The organism is Lamprobacter sp., from assembly GCF_034860625.1.
GTDB lineage: Bacteria > Pseudomonadota > Gammaproteobacteria > Chromatiales > Chromatiaceae > Lamprobacter.
On sequence record NZ_JAYESN010000059.1, the window covers coordinates 1 to 18,027 of the forward strand.

Consider the following 18,027-nt stretch of genomic DNA (forward strand, 5'->3'; position numbering starts at 1 on the left):
CGCGCTGACCCAGAGTCCGCTGCGCAGCATGGCGCGCTGTGGCACCTGGCCGCTGCCAAAGATGATGGCATTTGGCGGGGTCGCCACCGGCAGTAGGAAGGCGCAGGAGGTTCCCAGGGCGATGAGCATGGCCATCGCGACGCTGTCAATCTGCGGTGCCAGGCCGATGAACAGCGGGATCATCAGGGCCGCGCTGGCGGTATTGCTGGCCACCTCGGTCAGCGCCATCGCGAACAGCACCAACAGCATCAGGCTCAGCACCACGGGCATCGAGGTGAAAGGCCCAGCGAGCAAGCTCGCCAGCCAGGCCCCGGCACCGCTGGCCTCGAGGATCAGGCTTAGCGTCAGCCCGCCGCCGAACAGCAAGAGCACGCCCCAGTCCGTGCGCTCGGCGATCGCACGCCAGGGCGCGAGGCCAAAGGCATGCAGCGCGATCAGAGCTAGCAGCGCCACCGCTGCATCATAGCCCGTACTGATCTGCAGCCAATCGGCAATCAGGCTGCCGAACACCCAGGCGAGCACGGTGCTCGCGAACACCAGCAGCATGAGCCACTGTGCTCGGCCCCAGCGCAGCGGCTCGCCGACCGGCTCGACCTTGCTGGCCAGTTGCGGCCGCAGGCTCAGGCGCAAGGCGAATTCCATCAGCGGCAGCATCAGGATCACCAAAGGCACGCCGATGATTAGCCAAGCAGCGAAACCGAGGCCGGTATGCGCGGCCGCGATCGCGTTCGGCGGGCTCCCCACCAGGGTGCCGATGCCGCCGATGTTGGCCGCGAAGGCGATTCCGAGCAACACATAGATGCGCGTGTTGCGCTCGGTTTTGGCCTCGGCCTCGGTCTCGGGGGCGACGGGCAAGGTCGCCAGGAGGCCAAGCGCCAGCGGCAGCATCATCGCCGCGGTTGCGGTGTTGCTGATCCACATCGATAGCAGCGCCGTGAGCCAGAACAGCGCCCGCGCGGCGCGGTCCAACCCGGGGCCAGCACGGCGCACCACCCAGGTTGCCAGCCAGCGGTCCAGGCCTTGTTCGCGCAAGCCGGTGGCGAGCGCGAAGCCACCGAGGAAGAGAAAGATCACCGGGTTGGCAAAGGCCGCCAGGGCCTGATCCAGCGGCATGATCCCGCTGATGGTTGCGAGCAAGGGCACCAGCAGCGCGGTGACGCTCAGATGCAGGGCCTCGCTGAGCCAGAGCCAGGCGATTGCGGCCAGGATCGCGAGCCCGCTCGCGACCTCACCGAGCAGCGGGCCGGCACCGAGCTCAAGGCCGAGGTAGAGCGCGAGGCCGATGATGAGGTTCAGTGTTTGCATCATGAGTTGGTGTTGAGACCCAATTCACATCCTTGAGCTTAGGGCATGGCCGACTTTTGCGTATTTCAGGATCTTCTGCTAGCGTTAATCATATCGTTCACGTTAGAGGGGGTCCCATCATGGATGTTTCCGTCAACAATGCCGTCAGTGCATCGCTGTACATGAACCAAGCGCAGACCGCGCAGCAGGCTCAGATGCAGATCTTTAAGGAGGCGCTCGATAATCAAGCGCAGCAGGTCTCTGCGTTGATGGAGTCCGCAATGACGGGCTCTGGGACAGATTCTGGCTCCAACCTCGCGTCTGAGGGCCACCTTGGCACCCAAATCAATACCTACGCCTGACCACTATCCTGCCTGATTCCTCGATCCCTGATCCCTTGCGCTCGCTTTCTAGGGTGTCGCACTCGGATCGAGGAGCTTCCGCCCTACCCATCGCATCGACCTGAGCAGGGGCCAGGTGATTGGTCAGCCTTTGAGACTGTCCTTGATCACGGCTGTTGTCCCTGTTCCCCCCTGCTCCCCGCTGTTGATGCGCCGCTTGTCTCGACCGATCAGCTACCAGCCTCGTTTGGGGCGCTGGGTTTGTCCTACTGCGCTGTCATCAAGTAAATCTCGACGCGGCGATTCCGGCGCTGCCCCTCCGGTGTTGCATTATCGGCGATGGGTTGGCTGGAGCCGGCACCCTGCGCCACTACGCGCTCGGCGGCGATGTCTCGATCGATCAGTGCCTGACGCACCGCCTCGGCGCGTTGCTGGGAGAGCGGCTGGTTGATCTCAGGGTTGCCGAGGCTATCGGTATGCCCTTCGATTCGGACGTTGAGCGCTGGGCGATCCGCGAGCCATTTCGCGATGCGATCGAGGGTCGGTAGGTTCGTCGTCGGCAAGACCGCGCTAGCGCTGTCGAACGAGAGCTCGTCAGGTTCGAACTCAACCAGGATGCCTGTTTCGGTGAGCTGTCCACCGAGTTCGTCGGCGTCTTCTTGTGAAAGGTCCAGGTTGCTGACTGGCGGGTCGGCCTCGGTTTTGGTCTCGGCTTTAATCTCGGCTTTGGCAAGGTCAGACTTGGTGGATTCCAACTCATCGCGCAGCGCCGTCAGCGCCGCGCGCTCGTCTTCAAGGGCTTCGGTGAGTTCGGCGATTTGGGCCTCTGTTTGGAGCACCAACGCATCGCGTTCTTCCCGAGCGATACTGAGTTGTCGCTCCAATTGCTTGCGCTCTTCAGCCTCGGTTTCTGCCTCTGCCTCTGCCTCTGCCTCTGCCTCTGCCTCTGCCTCTGCCTCTGCCTCTGCCTTTGCCACGGCTTCAGCTTCAGCAAGGTCGGTCTTGGCCGCATCGAGCTCCTCACGCAGCGCCGCCAGATCTGCGCGCTCGGCTTCAAGGGCCTCCCTGAGCTCGGTGATTTGGGCCTCGGCGTCTGCCTGGAGCGATTTGGACGCTTCCAGCTCATCGCGTTGCCTGGCCAACACCGCACGCTCGTTCTCGAGCGTCTCGGTGAGCTCGAGGATTCGGCCTTGGGTCTCGAGGACCAACGCATCGCGCTCCTCACGAGCGATGTTGAGCTGCCGCTCTAAGCGGGCGCGCTGTTCGGTAGAGAACCCCTCAGTAAGCCCCTCAGCATCCGATGAGGCGATGCTGTCGGCCTGGAAGGCCATGCTCGCGATCGCGATGATCGCGGTTGCGATGATGGTGGAGATCAAATGACGGATGTGGTTTCGGGCAGTGATCATCATTCCCCCTTCAGCCTGACGATGAAGCAGTTGTTGTGCATGCAAGGCGCGAATCCTCAAGCGCCCAGGAGCTGGACGTCGGTCGATTGGCTCCGGGGCGATTGTAGACGCTCCGCCGTCGTTTGACCCGACGCAGGCCCGATGCAGGCGCTCTGGTTGGCGGATGTTCCGTTCGGGCGATGGAGTCGAGGTGATCATCGGCTTTAGACTGCTGGCACGGGCACGGGCACGGTCTCAGGCACGGGCGTAGGCACGGGCGCAGCTGGCTTTCAACGGGGATGGGCTGAGCCTGTTCTCATGATTTGGTACTTCCGAACTTCCGAACTTCCAAACTTCCGAACTTTGGCAGCAGCAGAGGAGATTCGTCATCAATGACTTGCGCGACCGGGCTGATCGATCGAGCTTGGCTGAGGGTGATCGGTATTGGCGAAGACGGGCTCAGCGGCCTTGGGTGCGAGGCGCGTGCTGCGATTGAGGCAGCGACGCTGGTCTTCGGTGGCGAGCGCCATCTGGCATTACTGCCGGTTCAAGCCGGACAGCAACGCCGACCTTGGCCGCGGCCGTTCGCGTTGGCTTACGAACAGGTGCTCGCGCACCGGGGCGAGCCGGTCTGCGTGCTGGCCAGTGGTGATCCGATGTTTTACGGCATCGGCTCGCAACTGGCTGAGCGCTTACCGTTGGACGAGCTGCGCGTGCTGCCGGCGCCGTCGTCGATGAGCCTGGCCGCGGCGCGGTTGGGCTGGCCGCTGCAGCAGGTGCGGGTCGTGCCGGCGCACGGCCGCCCACTCGCGCGCGTCGCGCTCTACCTGGCCGAAGGAGCGCGATTGCTGGTGCTGAGCGCCGATGGCGACACCCCGGCGGCGCTGGCTCGACTCTTGGTGGCGCGTGGCTATGGCGCTAGCCAATTGAGCGTTTTGGGGCGCCTGGGTGGGCCAGATGAAACGCGTCGCGATGGCACCGCAGCTTCCTGGCTAGGGAGCGTGCCTGATCGGCGCCTAGCCGCGCCAGCGCCCGATCCCGCGCCTGACCCCGTTCCCGATCCCGATCCCGCGCTCAATCTGGTCGCGGTCCACTGCCATGCCGATCCGGGCACGCGCCCGCTGTCGCGTCGCAGTGCGCTGCCCGATGCAGCCTTCGAGCATGATGGTCAGCTGACCAAACGCGATGTACGCGCACTGACCTTGGCGCGATTGGTACCACAGCCCGGCGAGCTGCTTTGGGATGTCGGCGCCGGCTGTGGCTCGATTGGCATCGAGTGGCTACGCGCCGAGTCCAGTTGTCGGGCGATTGCCATCGAGTCGCACCCCGATCGCTGTGGCTTCATCAAGCGTAATCGCGATCGGCTCGGCGTACCGGAGCTTGAACTGGTGACGGCGCGCGCGCCAGACGCGCTGGTGGGGCTCGCGACCCCAGACGCCATCTTCATCGGCGGCGGCCTCAGCGTCGAGGCTGTCGTTGAGCACTGCTGGCAGGCGCTGCGGCCAGGCGGGCGTCTGCTGGCCAATGCGGTCACCTTGCAGACCGAGGCGGCATTGGTGGCCTGGCGGGAGCGGATCGGCGGCGAGCTGACGCGCGTGAGTGTCGCCCAAGCCGAGCCGCTCGGGCGCTTCGATGGCTGGCGCGCGGCGCGGCCGATCACCCTGTTTTTTGTTGAAAAGCCGCTTGCTGACACCGACCGCTAAGGCGATTGCCGAAAAAGCTCGTACCGAATTGCGTCGGATTTTCGTTTGCCTTCGAGCGAAAAGACAAGCAAGGCGGTATGAGCTTTGACAGAAATCGCCTAAGGGCGTTAAGGCAGGAACAGGGCGGCAGCAGCAGCCGGGGCCGAGGGAAAGTAGAGATGCAGATAGCTCGCCCGAATCGGACCTTGTTGATAGAAGGGCTCGCCCGGTTGACCGTTGTGCTGACGGATGCCGTACTGCACTGCCGTGATCGGCGTGCTCATGTTCGAGTGGTGAAAACTATGGCCACGCAGCTCGCCGGCCGGAAGTGCGAGGGCTTGCATGCCAAGCCCGGCCAGACGTGGCTGCAAACGGCCGGTGCCGGGGAGCAGACCCGCCATCGCGGCGCTCTGGCCTTCCTTATCGCTCAGATGCTCGAGCAGATAGAGCATGCCGCCACATTCGGCATAGAGTGGTCGTCCAGCGTCGACATGTGCACGCAATGCCTCTTTGATGGCGCTGTTGGTGGCAAGCTGCGCCAGATGAAGCTCTGGATAGCCACCGGGAAGGTAGATGGCGTCGGCCGGATCTATGCTCTCGTCGCTGAGCGGGGAGAAAAAGGCAAGTTCAGCCCCCAGCTGCACGAGCAGTCGCAGATTGGCTGCATAGAGAAACGAGAAAGCAGCATCGCGGGCGATGGCAATGCGACGACCGGCGAGTGGAGCTGCAGCGAGTGGGTTTCCGGCGAGTGGCATTCCTGCGAGCGGCACTCCTACGGACGACATTCCTGCAATCGACGTTGAGGATGTCGCCAGTTCCTTTGGCGCTTGGAAACGAACCGGCTGCGGCAGTGCCGCAAGCTCGGTCGTGCTGATGTGCTCGGCTAATCGGTCGAGTCGTTGCTCCAGGTCGGCGATCTCCTGCGCCTGCACCAGCCCCAGATGACGGCTCGGCAGAGCGGCTTCATCGAGCCGAGGCAGGGCGCCAAGATAGGGCACCTCGGCCGGTATCCCGGCGCGGATCATCTCGGCATGGCGCGAGCTGCCGACGCGGTTGGCGGCGATGCCGGCGAAGCAGAGTCCCGGGCGATAGCGCATCAGCCCGAGCGCAAGGGCGCCGAAGGTCTGGCCCATGCCGCGGGCGTCGATCAGCGCCGCCACTGGTAGGCCGAAGGTCTCGGCCAGATCCGCGCCGGACGGTGCGCCATCAAAGAGGCCCATCGCGCCCTCGACCAGGATCAGGTCGGCCTCGCCCGCGGCCTGGTAGAGGGCGCGCCGGCAGTCGTCCTCACCGACCATCCACAGATCAAGCGGCTCGGCCTCGGTGCCTGCGCCGGCTGCGCGCCCGAGGATCATCGGGTCGAGGAAGTCCGGGCCGGTCTTGAATACCCGCACTCGGCGACCCGCGTTGCGATGATGGCGGGCGAGGGCGGCGGTCAGCGTGGTCTTGCCTTGACCCGAGGAGGTGGCGCTCAGGAAGAGCGCTGGGCACTGATGGTCCTGGGCGTGATCATGAGCGGGATCATAAGCGCCAGCATGGGACTGAGCCGAGCGACCAGGACTGGGCTGCGGCGCGGGGCTGCGAGTGGGGATCTGGCTGAAGTGGCCAGTGGCTGTGCCGAGGTGAGGCATGATGATCCTATAAATCGCAGATGGTGCAGATAGATGGAGATTGAAATTCTTATAAAACAAGGCCCTAGCGAGTTTAGCAAGGCCGCCAAACTGGTGGGGCAGTGATGAGTGGCCGTGTGTTGAAATCACCGGCGGTCGCCATCGGCATCGGCTGCATGCGCGGCACTGCGCTGGCGACCTTGGAAGCCGGGGTTGATGCAGCGCTGCGCGGCTTAGGGCCGGTCAGGGTGATCGCGCTTGCGAGTCTCGAGCGCAAGCGTGATGAGCCGGGATTATGGCAGCTAGCGCGCTCCCATGGCTGGCCATTATGGTTCTTTAGCGCCGCCGCGCTGGCGTTGGTGCCGGTCGCTCGGTCATCGCCGAGGTTGGCGCGCTCGATCGGCACCGCGGCCGTCGCCGAGGCCGCGGCCTTATTGGCTGCGGGCCCTAATGGATTGGCGGCAGACCGCCATGGAGCGCCAGGCGAGCCGCCGCAGTTGCTGGTCGAGAAGCAAGCGTATCAGGGCGTGGACGGCAAATGGGTCACGGTGGCGGTGGCGAGTAGTCGTTCCCAGCCCTGATCTCAGGCTAGAATTAACCACCGGGCCAGCGGGGTTGTTGGTCGACAAGGGCATCTCAGCGCGGGTTTGGCCATGTCATTCACTGTCGATCTTCAACTCATGCTGGCGACTGCCTCCATCGCTGGCAGCCTGCTCATCGCCGCGCTCTGGTGGAATCGAAAACTGGCGAATGAGATCGCCGAACGCAAGGCCGTCGAGCGCGAATTGCGCCTGTTCTCGCGGGTGATCGAGCAGAGCCCGGCTGCGGTGCTGATCACCGATCCGCAGAGTCGGATCGAATATGTGAACCCCGCCTTCAGTGCGGTGACCGGCTATAGCCTTGCGGAGATCCTTGGACAGAAGCCAAGCCTGCTTAAATCCGGTCTCCAGGACGCTGATGATTATCGTCGGCTGTGGGGAACGCTGCAACGTGGCGAGGTCTGGCGGGGCGAGCTGGCCAATCGGCGTAAGGACGGCGAACTGTTCTGGGAGAATGCGGCGATTGGCCCCGTGTTTGATGAGCAAGGCCAGCTCATCCACTACGTCGCCGTCAAGGAAGACATCACCGAGCGCAAACGCACCGAGCGCTCCCTACATGATCAGTTGCACTTTCAGGACGCGCTGCTCGATACCATTCCCAACCCGATCTTCATCAAGGATCGCGACGCGCGCTTCGTCGGCTGCAACACTGCCTACGAAGAGGCCTTTGGGACCTCGCGTGGACGCTTGCTTGGTCAAACCGCGCTCGATCTGCACGAACGCCCCGAGGCCGAGCGATCCGCCGAGTATGCCGAGGACAGGCGCCTAATCACCGAGGGCGGCACGCATCATCGGGAACGCACGCTGCGCTTCGCCGATGGCCGCGAGCATCATCTGCTCTACTGGATCGTCAGCTTCGATCTCTCCGATGGGCAGCGGGGTGGGCTCATTGGCGTCATGGTCGATATCAGCGCGCTGAAGCAGGCGCAGCATCTGGCCGAGGAGGCCACGCGCGCGAAATCGGCCTTTCTCGCCACGATGAGTCACGAGATCCGCACGCCGATGAATGCCATCATCAGCACCGCGCATCTGGCGCTGGATACCGAGCTCAGCAGTAAACAGCAGCAGTATTTGAGCCGCATCGAGGGTGCGGCGCGCTCCTTGTTGCGGCTGCTCAACGATATCCTGGATTTCTCCAAGATCGAGGCCGGGCAGTTGGATCTCGAGGCGGTTGACTTCCGGCTGCAGGAGGTGCTCGATCTGGTCGCGCAACTGCTCGCAGCCAAGGCTGAGGCCAAGGGCTTGGCGTTGCGCTTCGAGGTGGCGCCCGCCGTTCCGGGAGCATTGATTGGCGATCCGTTGCGCCTGCGCCAAATCCTGCTCAATCTGGCCGGCAATGCGGTCAAGTTCAGCGAGCGTGGGGAGATTTGCATCCGCGTCGGCGTTGAGCAACAGGCCGGGCCGGACTGGCTGTTGCGCTTTTCGGTTGAGGATACTGGCATCGGCCTCAGCGAGGCGCAACAAGCCAAGCTCTTCCGAGCCTTCTCGCAGGCCGATACCTCCATGACCCGTCGCTATGGCGGCAGCGGTCTCGGACTGGCCATCTGCAAACGCCTGAGTGAGCTCATGGGCGGGCGCATCGGCGTTGAGAGTCGGCTTGGTCAGGGCAGCACATTCTGGTTCAGTGCCCGGTTCAGACGTCCGGCGCGCTTGGTCGATGTGGCCGACAAGCTTCCCGGCGCGCCGTTGCAGCGGGCCAGCCGATTGTGTTGTCTGCGTCTCCTGCTGGTTGAAGATGACCGGGTCAACCAACGCGTCGCCTACGAGCTATTGACCCGTGCCGGCGCAGAGGTCAGCATCGCGCATCATGGCCAAGAGGCGATCCAGCAGATCCGCCAACAGCGGTTCGATGCCGTGCTGATGGATATCCAGATGCCGATTATGGATGGGCTGAGCGCCACCCGCGCCATTCGCGCCTTGCCCGGCTGCGAGTGCCTGCCGATCCTTGCGATGACCGCCCATGCGATGAGCGGGGATCATGAAAAATCCATCCAGGCCGGGATGAACGATCACATCACCAAACCGATCGATCCGCCGCAACTGTTTGCGCGCCTACAGTATTGGCTTGGCGACCGCAGCGACCGGGGGCGAGCTTTGGCGTCCGCGCCGCGCGCGCTGGGTAACGAGCCTGGTTGGTCTCCACTTGACGAGCCTGGTTTGCCTCAAGTTGCGCCCGCTAAGGCCGATAAGACCGGCCATGTGTGTGCCGAATCCGAGCTACGCGCGATCCTTGAAGCGCTGGCGCCTGAGGTCCGTGCCCGCAGGGCAACTCGCTGCCGCGCTGCTTTACAAGCGATTCAAGCTCGATCTTGGCCCGCTCATCTTGGCGCGGATCTGCAAGCGCTGACGCGCTTGCTGGGCCAGTATCGGTTCCAGGATGCCCATGACCAGATCGAACGCCTTTTCGCGCGACTGGCCGTCGACCCCGATGCAGAGAGGGCGAGTCCAGACCCAACCCTGACAAGCGATCCTGATAGCACAGCACCCTAACCATGACTGACCTGCCGCAATGTACCATCCTCGCCGTTGACGACACCAAAGCCAACATCGATGTGCTGATGGATACCCTCGGCGACAGCCACGAACTGATGGTGGCCATGGATGGCCCCTCGGCCCTCGATGCCGTCGCCACCGCGCTCGCCGATGGTGCGCCGCCGGACCTGATCCTACTCGATATCATGATGCCGGGCATGGACGGCTATCAGGTCTGCGAGCGGCTCAAGGCCGACCCGGCCACTGCCGAGATTCCGGTGATCTTTCTCACCGCCCTCAGCGAGGTCGCCCACAAGACGCGCGGCTTCGAGGTCGGCGCGGTGGATTATGTCACCAAGCCGTTCGAGATCCTGGAGGTCAGAGCGCGGGTCAAGACCCATCTCAGCCTGGCCCGGGCGCGGCGTGCCCTGGCCCATCAGAACGAGTGGCTCGAGGAGACGGTCCGCCAGCGCACCAGTGAGCTGGCCCGGGCTCAGGATGTGACCATCCACGCGCTGGCCGGCTTGGCCGAGACCCGCGATAACGAGACCGGCGGCCATATCCGCCGCACTCAGCACTACGTCCGCGTGCTCGCTGAGCACCTGCGCGAGCCTTTCGACCTTGATGCCGCCAGTATCGACATGCTGTTCAAATCCGCGCCCCTGCATGATGTCGGCAAGGTCGGGATTGCGGATGCGATCCTGCTGAAACCCGGCCGCTTGACCGAAGCAGAGTTCGAGATCATGAAGGACCATGCCAGCCTCGGCATGCAAGCCTTGTCCCAGGCCGAAGACACCGTCGGTGGCGGGCCTTGCCATTTCCTGCGCTTCGCCAAGGAGATCGCTCACGGCCATCACGAACGCTGGGATGGCAGCGGCTATCCGCAAGGGCTCGCCGCCGAGGCCATCCCCTGCTCCGCTCGGCTCATGGCGCTGGCCGATGTCTATGACGCCCTCATCAGCCGCCGGGTCTACAAGCCGCCTTTTTCGCATCGGCGCGCCGTCGAGATCATTTGCGAGGGTCGCGGTGGCCACTTCGACCCACAGGTGGTCGATGCCTTTATTGAGTGCCAGGAAGACTTCCGCCAGATCGCGCTAGCCCATGCTGACCACCAAGAGGAGGTCGACGTCTTGAGTCAGGCTGATGACTGACGCATACCATGCGTTCCCGAAGCCTCGAGACAGGCGCATGACCAAACACGACCTTGCCGCCCTGTTAGCCTCGATCACGCCTCCCGATGCGGCGGCGGCGCATCAATTTGCCGAGCGCTGCGAGCGCATTGTTCAACAAGTCGATGAACTGATGCTGGCGCGTGCCGATTTGGATGCGCTGATTGGTGTCTCGAATCATGCGCAAATGCACCGCAATCACCGCCATCATGGCGCGTTCATGGCGTCCCTGTTCGCCGATTACGATGCCTCGCGTCTGCTGGAGACGGTGCTGTGGGTATTGCCCGCCTATCAGGTGCAGGGGTTCAAGCTGGGCTATTGGGATGCGCAGTTAGCAGCCTGGCAGCGCGCCTTGGCAGACCTGTTGGATGCCGATGTCTGGCAGCAGATCGCGCCCCTCTATGCCTGGATGCGCGCGCATCTGGACACCTTCCACAGACTCGGGCTGGAAGAGCAGGCGAACCTGAACCCGCTGCTCCCACTCATCGGCGATCGCAGCAGCGATCAGATGATGATGCGGATTATTCAGGCCACTCCCCTGGCCTTTTGTATCACCGACGAACAGGGATTTTTCGAGTACACCAATCCCGCCTACTGCACCTTCTATGGCTATTCGCCGGCGGAATTGATCGGCGAGCATTTCACTAAAATTGTCCACCCGGCAGCGCGCCAACAGCTGATTGAATTGCACGATCAATTTATCGCCGGGGTTGGGGAGATTCGGGGTGAGTGGGCCGTCATCGATCGCAGTGGAGCCAGCCGGTATGTGCTCGCCGATGCCGTGCGAATCCTCGGTGAGGATGGTCGTCCGCGTAAAGTGACCTTTATCGTTGACATCACCCAGCGCAAAGAAACCGAGATCGCCTTGCGCGAAAGCCAGGCGCGTTTCGCGCGCCTGACCACTCAGCTCGGGGATCGGCTGTTTTTCTTCACCAATGCGCCCAATGGCAGGCTGCTCTACCTCTCCGAAGGCTTCAAGCCGTTGCTTGGCTGCGCCACCCTTGAGGAGGCCATTGGGCAATGCTGGTGCGACTTGGCCGACTGGTCACCGGAGTCGCAGGCGAGCGTGAGCGCGGCGCACTGGTTGCGGCTGTTGCAGGCGGAGGGAAATGCGCGCTTTGAGCTGAGCTTTCGCCACCCGGACGGCAACTGGCGCCGGCTTGAGGTGCATGCTTGCCGGATTTTCGATCAGGAGCGCGAGCTGGAGCTGATTGAAGGCATCGCGCTCGATGTGACCGAGCAGCGCGCGCAGGATGCGCGGATGCGGACATTGATGCGCGCGGTGGAACAGGCGCCGGTATCTATCACCGTGGCCGACACTCAGGGCGATATTCTTTATGTTAACCCCGCGTTCACCCAGCTGAGCGGTTACACCAGCGAGGAAGCGATTGGAAAAAATTCGCGTTTTTTGCAGTCAGGCGAACAAGATGATGCCTTCTACGAGCAGTTGTGGGCGACCCTGGAAGGTGGCGAGACCTGGCGCGGCGAGCTGATCAACCAGAATAAACAGGGGCGGCTGTACTGGGCGGAAGCCGCAATCTCGCCGGTGTTCGACGAGCAGGGTGTGTTGCAGAACTATGTCGCGGTCAAGCAAGACATCAAGGATCGCAAGGAGCTCGAACGCATCAGGGAAGACGTTGAGCGCATTATGCGCCACGATCTGAAGGCACCGCTCAATGCCATCATCAATCTGCCTGAACTGCTGCTGATGGACGACAACCTCAACGCGGAGCAACGCAAGGATATTGACCTCATTCGTGAATCCGGCCGGGAGATGCTCGATCTGATCGACCACTCTCTCGACCTGTTCAAAATGGAGAGCGGCCAGTTTTATTACCGCGCGAGTCATGTCGATCTGATGAAAATCGTGCAAACCACCTGCGCCTTCATCGCAGAGCCACTGAGCTGCAAGCAACTGAGCCTGGTGCTTCGTCACAATGGCCGGGTGCTTCCGCTAGAGTCGACAGTTGCCAGCGAGTGCGGTGTCGCCGCCGATGCGCGTTTGCTGCTGTCGATGCTCGGTAATTTGATGAAGAATGCGGTCGAGGCTTCGCCAGCCGGTGAGACTATTCACCTAGACATTCGCGAGCCTGGCGCGGTGGGGGATGGGGCCAATCGCCAGGTGTGGCTCGAGATCTGCAACCGAGGCGCGGTTCCAGCGCCGATGCGCGAACGGTTTTTCGCTAAATATTCGACCCACGGCAAAGCCAATGGCACGGGGCTTGGCACCTATTCAGCCAAACTCATGGCCGACACCATGGGCTTGACGCTGAGCATGAGCACCTCGGATGCTGAAGATCGCACCTGTCTCCGTCTGCGCATGCCGGTCAGTCATCAATGACCGGCCGACCACGAGCGGCCGCACAGGCATTCCACCGTTTGGTGTTTGCGCTGCTGCTGCTCGCGAGCAGCCTCGTCATCAGCCTGGCGAGCGGGAGCAAGGCCTGGGGAGAGACGCCCCCCGCGTCTGCCGAAGCCATCCCACTGAGCGCCGCGCAGCGCGCCTGGCTCGAGGCCCATCCGGACATCGTCCTGGGTGCCTCGGACCAGTTTGCCCCGGCCTTGATCCGCGAACCGGACGGCAGGCTGACCGGCATCTTCAAGGACATGCTCGATCTGCTGAACCAACAGCTCGGAACGGACATCCGCCTGCACGTCAGCTCGAGCTGGGCCGACATCAGCGAACAGGCCATCCGTGGTCAGGTCGATGGCTTGATGGCGGTTGCGCGGTTGCCGCTTTGGCGTGAGCACTTCCTGCTGACCGAGACCTTCATCAAGTCCCAGGTCTATATCTTCGTGAACTCCGAAGAGACGCTGACAGGTGAAGGCGTCGATGGCTTGCGTGACCAACGTGTCGGCGTGCTGCGCGGGCATCGGCACATCAATGGGCTGCTGAGTGCCTCCGCGGACGCGCTCGAGGTCATTCCCTACGATGACTATCAGGCCATGGCGGCGGCCTTGTTGTCCGGAGCAATCGATCGCGTGGTGGCGGATAGCACCTTTGAATGGTGGCGCCGCAAACAGTCGTTGGTGGGTATCGAGATCGCCGCCGTTTGGGAAGAAGGAGAGTACGAGGCTGTGCTGGCGATCCGCAAGGACTGGCCAGAGCTGGTCGAGATCCTCAATCTGGGACTGGCCAGCATCAGCAGCGCCGAGCGGGCTGCCATCTACAACCGCTGGCTGGGCTCGTCCAGCGATGCGACCCCTGCATCGGCACTCGAGTCGCTCGCGCTCAGCGATACCGAGCGCGCCTGGCTGCAGGCGCACCCCGAGATCCTGCTCGGCATCAGTGATCAGTTCCAGCCCGATGTCATCGTCGGCCCGGATGGGCGTCAGTCCGGACTGGTGGTGGATCTCATCGAACGGCTCAACGAGCCGCTCGGCGGCCGCCTCAAGCTGCATGTCGAGCGCGACTGGAGCGAGGTCACACGCAAGGCCAAGGCGCGCGAAATCGATGGTCTTGCCAGCTCGGCACCCAATCCGGTCTGGGACCAGCATTTCCTCTACACCGACCCGCTCTATCGCGGCTTTTTCAGTCTCTATCGTCGCGTCGATGATCCGCCGCTCAGGGACCGCGAGGCACTGGTCGGTCTGCGCGTCGGCTATTTGGCCGGCATGCGGAAGATCGAGACGCTGCTCGCGGACCTGCCTGACCTAACCCTGGTGCCGCTGGCCGATCATCCGGCCATGGCCAAGGCGCTGATCAATGGCGAGGTCGATGTGCTGGTGGGCAATATCGATCTGGAATGGTGGCGGCGGCAGCACAGCTCGTTGGCCTTTCACCCAACCGGGATTCTGGTCGGCAGCGAACATCCGGTGGTCATGTCGATCCGCAACGACTGGCCCGAGCTGGTGGGTATCCTGAACAAGGCGCTGCGCGCCATCCCCGCGGCCGAGCGCGCGGGCATTGAGTCTCGCTGGTTGGGAGCATCACCGACGCAGACAACCGCGCCACGCATGAAGCTGTCGGCAGCGGCGCGCGCTTGGCTCGATGAGCATTCACGCATTCGCTTCGCGGTGAGTCGTGATTGGGCGCCGGTCGACTTCTACGACCGCCAGGATCGACCCGCCGGTATCGCACCGGACTATCTCGAGCGCATTGGCGAGATGCTCGGTATGCGTTTCGAGCCGGTGCCGATCGACGACTGGCCGCAGGCCATGGACGGCCTGCAACAAGGGCGCATCGATCTGCTGCCCGCAGCGAACCCCACGCCCGAGCGTGAGCGCGACTTCCTCTTCACCGAGCCCTACCTCGAGTTCCCGATCGCCATCTTTGCCCCAGTGCAGACGCCGTTGATCGACCGCCTCAGCACCTTGCACGGCCAACGTGTGATCGTCATCGAGGGCCATACGATCCAGCACTGGCTGCAGGCCGACCATCCTGGCATCCAGCTGGTGCCCGTGCGTGATGCCCGCTCAGCAGTGCGCGCGCTGGCGCAAGGGCAGGGCGAGGCCCTGATCGGCAATCTGTTCGCGATCAGTCAGGCGATCGCGCATGAACAGCTGTTCCAGTTGCGCGTCGCCGGCGAGACACCCTATAGCTACCGGCTCGCGATGGCCGTGCGCCCGGACTGGCAGCCGCTGCTGGCGATCCTGGAGCAGGCGCTGGCGGCGATTCCGCCGGCCGAGCGCGAGGCGATTCAAAGCCGCTGGATGCGTGCGCTGCCGCCGGCGCGCCTCGATGCTCAATTGCTGTGGCAAATCGCGCTGGGCGCTGCGCTGGTGCTGGCGCTGATCTTGCTGTGGAACCTGAGCCTGAGGCGCGAGATCGCCCGCCGCCGGCGCGCCGAACACCGCCTGGCCGCAAGCGAGCAACGCTATCGCGGCATGGTCGAGTCGGCGCGCTCGGTGCTGCAGTTTTATTCCCTCGATGCGCAGGGCATCATTCTCGATGTGAGTGCCGGTTCGCGTGAGCTCTTCGGCATTGACGATCGCGACATGGTGGGCAAGCACTGGGGCGAGATTGCCGCCTGGAGTCCCGACACCCTAGAGCGCATCGAGCAAGGGTTGGCGACCTGCTGGCGCGGCCAGGCACCCGCGCCGGTGACCGTGCACTATGAGCTTGATGGTGAATCCCGCTATCTGCTCAGCTTTGCGCTCCCGGTCAAGGATGACCGCAACCGCGTGGTGCGCATCGAGGGGCTGAGTATCAACCTGACCGAGCGTCTGCGGCTGGAAGAGGCTGTGCGTGAGTTAGAGTCCGATTTGCATGCCCTCATCGAGCATGCGCCGCTGCCGATGTTGATCGCGGACAGTGCGTCAGCGCGAACCCAGTTGATCAATCAGCGTTTTCGCAGCCTCATCGGTTACACATTGGAAGAGATCGAAGAGATCGATCGCTGGTGGCCTCTGGCCTATCCCGATCCCGATTATCGTCGTCAGATAGCCAGCGAGTGGCAACAGCGGGTTGAGCGCGCGCTGGCCACCGATGGTTTGGTGGGGCCAATGGAAGCCGGGATTCAGTGCGCCGATGGGCAGACGCGAACCCTGCTTGCCTTTGCCGTGATTTTGAGCAAGCGTTATCTGGTGATGTTCATCGATGTCACCGAGCAGCGTGCTACCGAGGCGCGGCTGCGCGCGGCGCAAGAGAAGGCGGAGGCGGCCAATCGCGCCAAGAGCGAGTTTCTCGCCAACATGAGTCATGAGATCCGCACGCCGATGAATGCCATTCTCGGCATGCAGTCTTTGTGTCTGGACGGCGCGCTGGACGACAGTAAACGTGACTATCTGATCGCAGCCCAAAGCGCCGCCAATACCTTGCTGGGTCTACTCAACGATCTGCTCGATCTGTCCAAGATCGAAGCCGGTCAGTTGCGCCTGGATGCTCACCCCTTCGCGCTATCCCAGGTGCTCGACCAACTGCGCACCCTGGTGGCGCGTTCGGCCGAGGAGAAGGGGCTGAAGGTGGTCATCGATTGCCCGGCCGAGGTGCCGAAAACCCTCTACGGGGATGCGCTGCGACTGAGCCAGATCCTGCTCAATCTGGCGAACAACGCGGTGAAGTTTACCGAACAGGGCGCGATCCACATCGAGGCACGGCTGCTCGAGCGCCTCCCGGCGGATGCCGGCTCGGCCCGCGAACGGGTCCATCTGGAGTTCCGCGTCCGCGATACCGGGATTGGTCTGAGCGAAGATCAGAGCGCCCTGCTGTTCCAACCCTTCCACCAGGCCGACGGTTCCATCACCCGCCGCTATGGCGGCACCGGCCTGGGGCTGTCGATCTGCAAGCGGCTGGCGCTGATGATGGACGGCGCCATTGGCGTGAACAGCCAGCTCGGTGTGGGGAGCACCTTTTGGTTCACCGTTTGGACTCAATGCCCGTTGCCGGACGAACGACCCGCGCGCGATAAATCCCTATCATTAGCGAAGGCGCCGCCCGAGCTGGCCGGGCGGCGCCTGCTGCTGGTCGAGGATCATGCCTTCAATCGCGAGGTCGCGCGCGCCATCCTGGAACGCGCCGGGATCATCGTCTGCGAGGCCGAGCAGGGGGTGGCAGCGCTTGCGCAACTGCGCGAACAGGGCTGCGCGGCCTTCGATCTGGTGCTAATGGACATCCAGATGCCGGAGATGGGCGGGCTGGAAGCGACCGAGCGCATCCGCGCCCTGCCCGATGGCCGCGCGCTGCCGATCATCGGCCTGACCGCGCATGTGCGCGATGAAGATGTGGCCCGCGCCCGCGCGGCCGGCATGAACGCCCATCTGGGCAAGCCCTTCGAGCCTGCACGCCTCTATGGGCTGTTGGCTGAACAGCTTGGGCTGGAGCTGAACGGCAGCACTGGGAATCAGCCTGAGCCTGAGCTTGAGTCTGAGCCTGAGCGGCCTACCGAGACGCTCGATCTGCCTGCCATCCAAGGGTTGGACCCTGCCGCGCTGCGAATGAGTTTGGGGCCAGATGTGCACAGCTGGCGAAAGTTCCTGCGGCTATTTGCCGACAATCATGGCGGGCGCCTGGCGCGCATTGATGCGGCCCTGGCGGCCGCTGACCACGCCCTAGCGGAGCGTGAAGCGCATAGCTTGGTCGGCGCCGCTGGCATGCTTGGGCTGACGGAGATTCACACCACCGCGCGCACGCTGGAAGACAGGCTGCGCGATCGCCCAGAGGCGGGCGCCGAGATTGCCGAGGCTTACGCACAGCTCGCCGAGCGGCTGCAACCGGCACTGGTGGCCATCGCGGCCTGGCGCGCGCAGCGCGCGGCTGATCCAACCGCCGCCCTGCAGACCGCCGCCGCGCCGGTCAACCGCGACCGCCTGGTGGAGGTGCTCGCCGAATTGCAAGACTTGGCCAAAGCCTACAACCCGCTTGCGGAGGCGCTTTGGCGCCAGGAAAGGGCGCTGCTGCAAGCCGGCCTCGACCCAGAGACGTATCGGCGCCTGGATCGCCAGATTGACGGCTATCGCTTTCCCCAAGCCAGCGTCACCCTGGCGCAAGTGCGCAAAAGCCTGCGCTCAGTGATTGGCGAGAACCTGGGAAAGACATCGGTTTAG

10 protein-coding genes are annotated in these 18,027 nt (G+C 63.5%); 7 read left to right on the forward strand and 3 right to left on the reverse strand.

Annotated features, from left to right (window positions below; all coding sequences use genetic code 11):
* Positions 1-1,308: SLC13 family permease (locus VBE63_RS15395; RefSeq protein WP_323683914.1), on the reverse strand; the 1,308-nt coding region annotated here is incomplete at its 3' end.
* Between the two features lie 116 nt (positions 1,309-1,424).
* Here VBE63_RS15395 and VBE63_RS15400 point away from each other — a divergent pair.
* A complete protein-coding gene (locus tag VBE63_RS15400) occupies positions 1,425-1,646 on the forward strand; it encodes a putative motility protein (protein ID WP_322827025.1) in 222 nt (73 codons plus the stop codon).
* A 245-nt stretch (positions 1,647-1,891) separates the two neighbouring features.
* Here the strand turns inward: VBE63_RS15400 and VBE63_RS15405 are convergent, their stop codons facing one another.
* The gene (locus tag VBE63_RS15405) at positions 1,892-3,034 is read right to left on the reverse strand and encodes an OmpA family protein (protein WP_323683915.1); all 1,143 of its coding nucleotides are present in this window, start codon (positions 3,032-3,034) and stop codon (positions 1,892-1,894) included.
* Positions 3,035-3,402: 368 nt separating this feature from the next.
* On the opposite strand from VBE63_RS15405, the gene cbiE reads away from it, so the two are divergent.
* Entirely contained in the window at positions 3,403-4,713 is a 1,311-nt protein-coding gene (gene cbiE, locus VBE63_RS15410) for a precorrin-6y C5,15-methyltransferase (decarboxylating) subunit CbiE (protein WP_323683916.1), read from the forward strand.
* A gap of 107 nt (positions 4,714-4,820) precedes the next feature.
* On the opposite strand, the gene VBE63_RS15415 is transcribed toward cbiE, so the two are convergent.
* Entirely contained in the window at positions 4,821-6,323 is a 1,503-nt protein-coding gene (locus VBE63_RS15415; protein WP_323683917.1) for a cobyrinate a,c-diamide synthase, read from the reverse strand.
* Between the two features lie 116 nt (positions 6,324-6,439).
* Between VBE63_RS15415 and VBE63_RS15420 the strand changes: the two genes are divergently transcribed.
* From VBE63_RS15420 to VBE63_RS15440, 5 genes are all read left to right on the forward strand, one after another.
* Positions 6,440-6,883, forward strand: a complete 444-nt coding sequence (locus VBE63_RS15420) for a cobalamin biosynthesis protein (RefSeq protein WP_323683918.1) — start codon at positions 6,440-6,442, stop codon at positions 6,881-6,883.
* 72 nt (positions 6,884-6,955) lie between these two features.
* Complete coding sequence (locus VBE63_RS15425) at positions 6,956-9,391, forward strand: PAS domain S-box protein (RefSeq protein ID WP_323683919.1); 2,436 nt, start codon at positions 6,956-6,958, stop codon at positions 9,389-9,391.
* Positions 9,392-9,393: 2 nt separating this feature from the next.
* Positions 9,394-10,524, forward strand: a complete 1,131-nt coding sequence (locus VBE63_RS15430; RefSeq protein WP_323683920.1) for a response regulator — start codon at positions 9,394-9,396, stop codon at positions 10,522-10,524.
* Positions 10,525-10,561: 37 nt separating this feature from the next.
* Positions 10,562-12,883, forward strand: a complete 2,322-nt coding sequence (locus tag VBE63_RS15435) for a PAS domain S-box protein (RefSeq protein WP_323683921.1) — start codon at positions 10,562-10,564, stop codon at positions 12,881-12,883.
* Positions 12,880-18,027 carry a transporter substrate-binding domain-containing protein gene (locus tag VBE63_RS15440; protein ID WP_323683922.1) on the forward strand — a complete coding sequence of 1,716 codons (5,148 nt, stop codon included), beginning with the start codon at positions 12,880-12,882 and terminating at the stop codon, positions 18,025-18,027. The genes VBE63_RS15435 and VBE63_RS15440 overlap by 4 nt, the downstream gene beginning before the upstream one ends.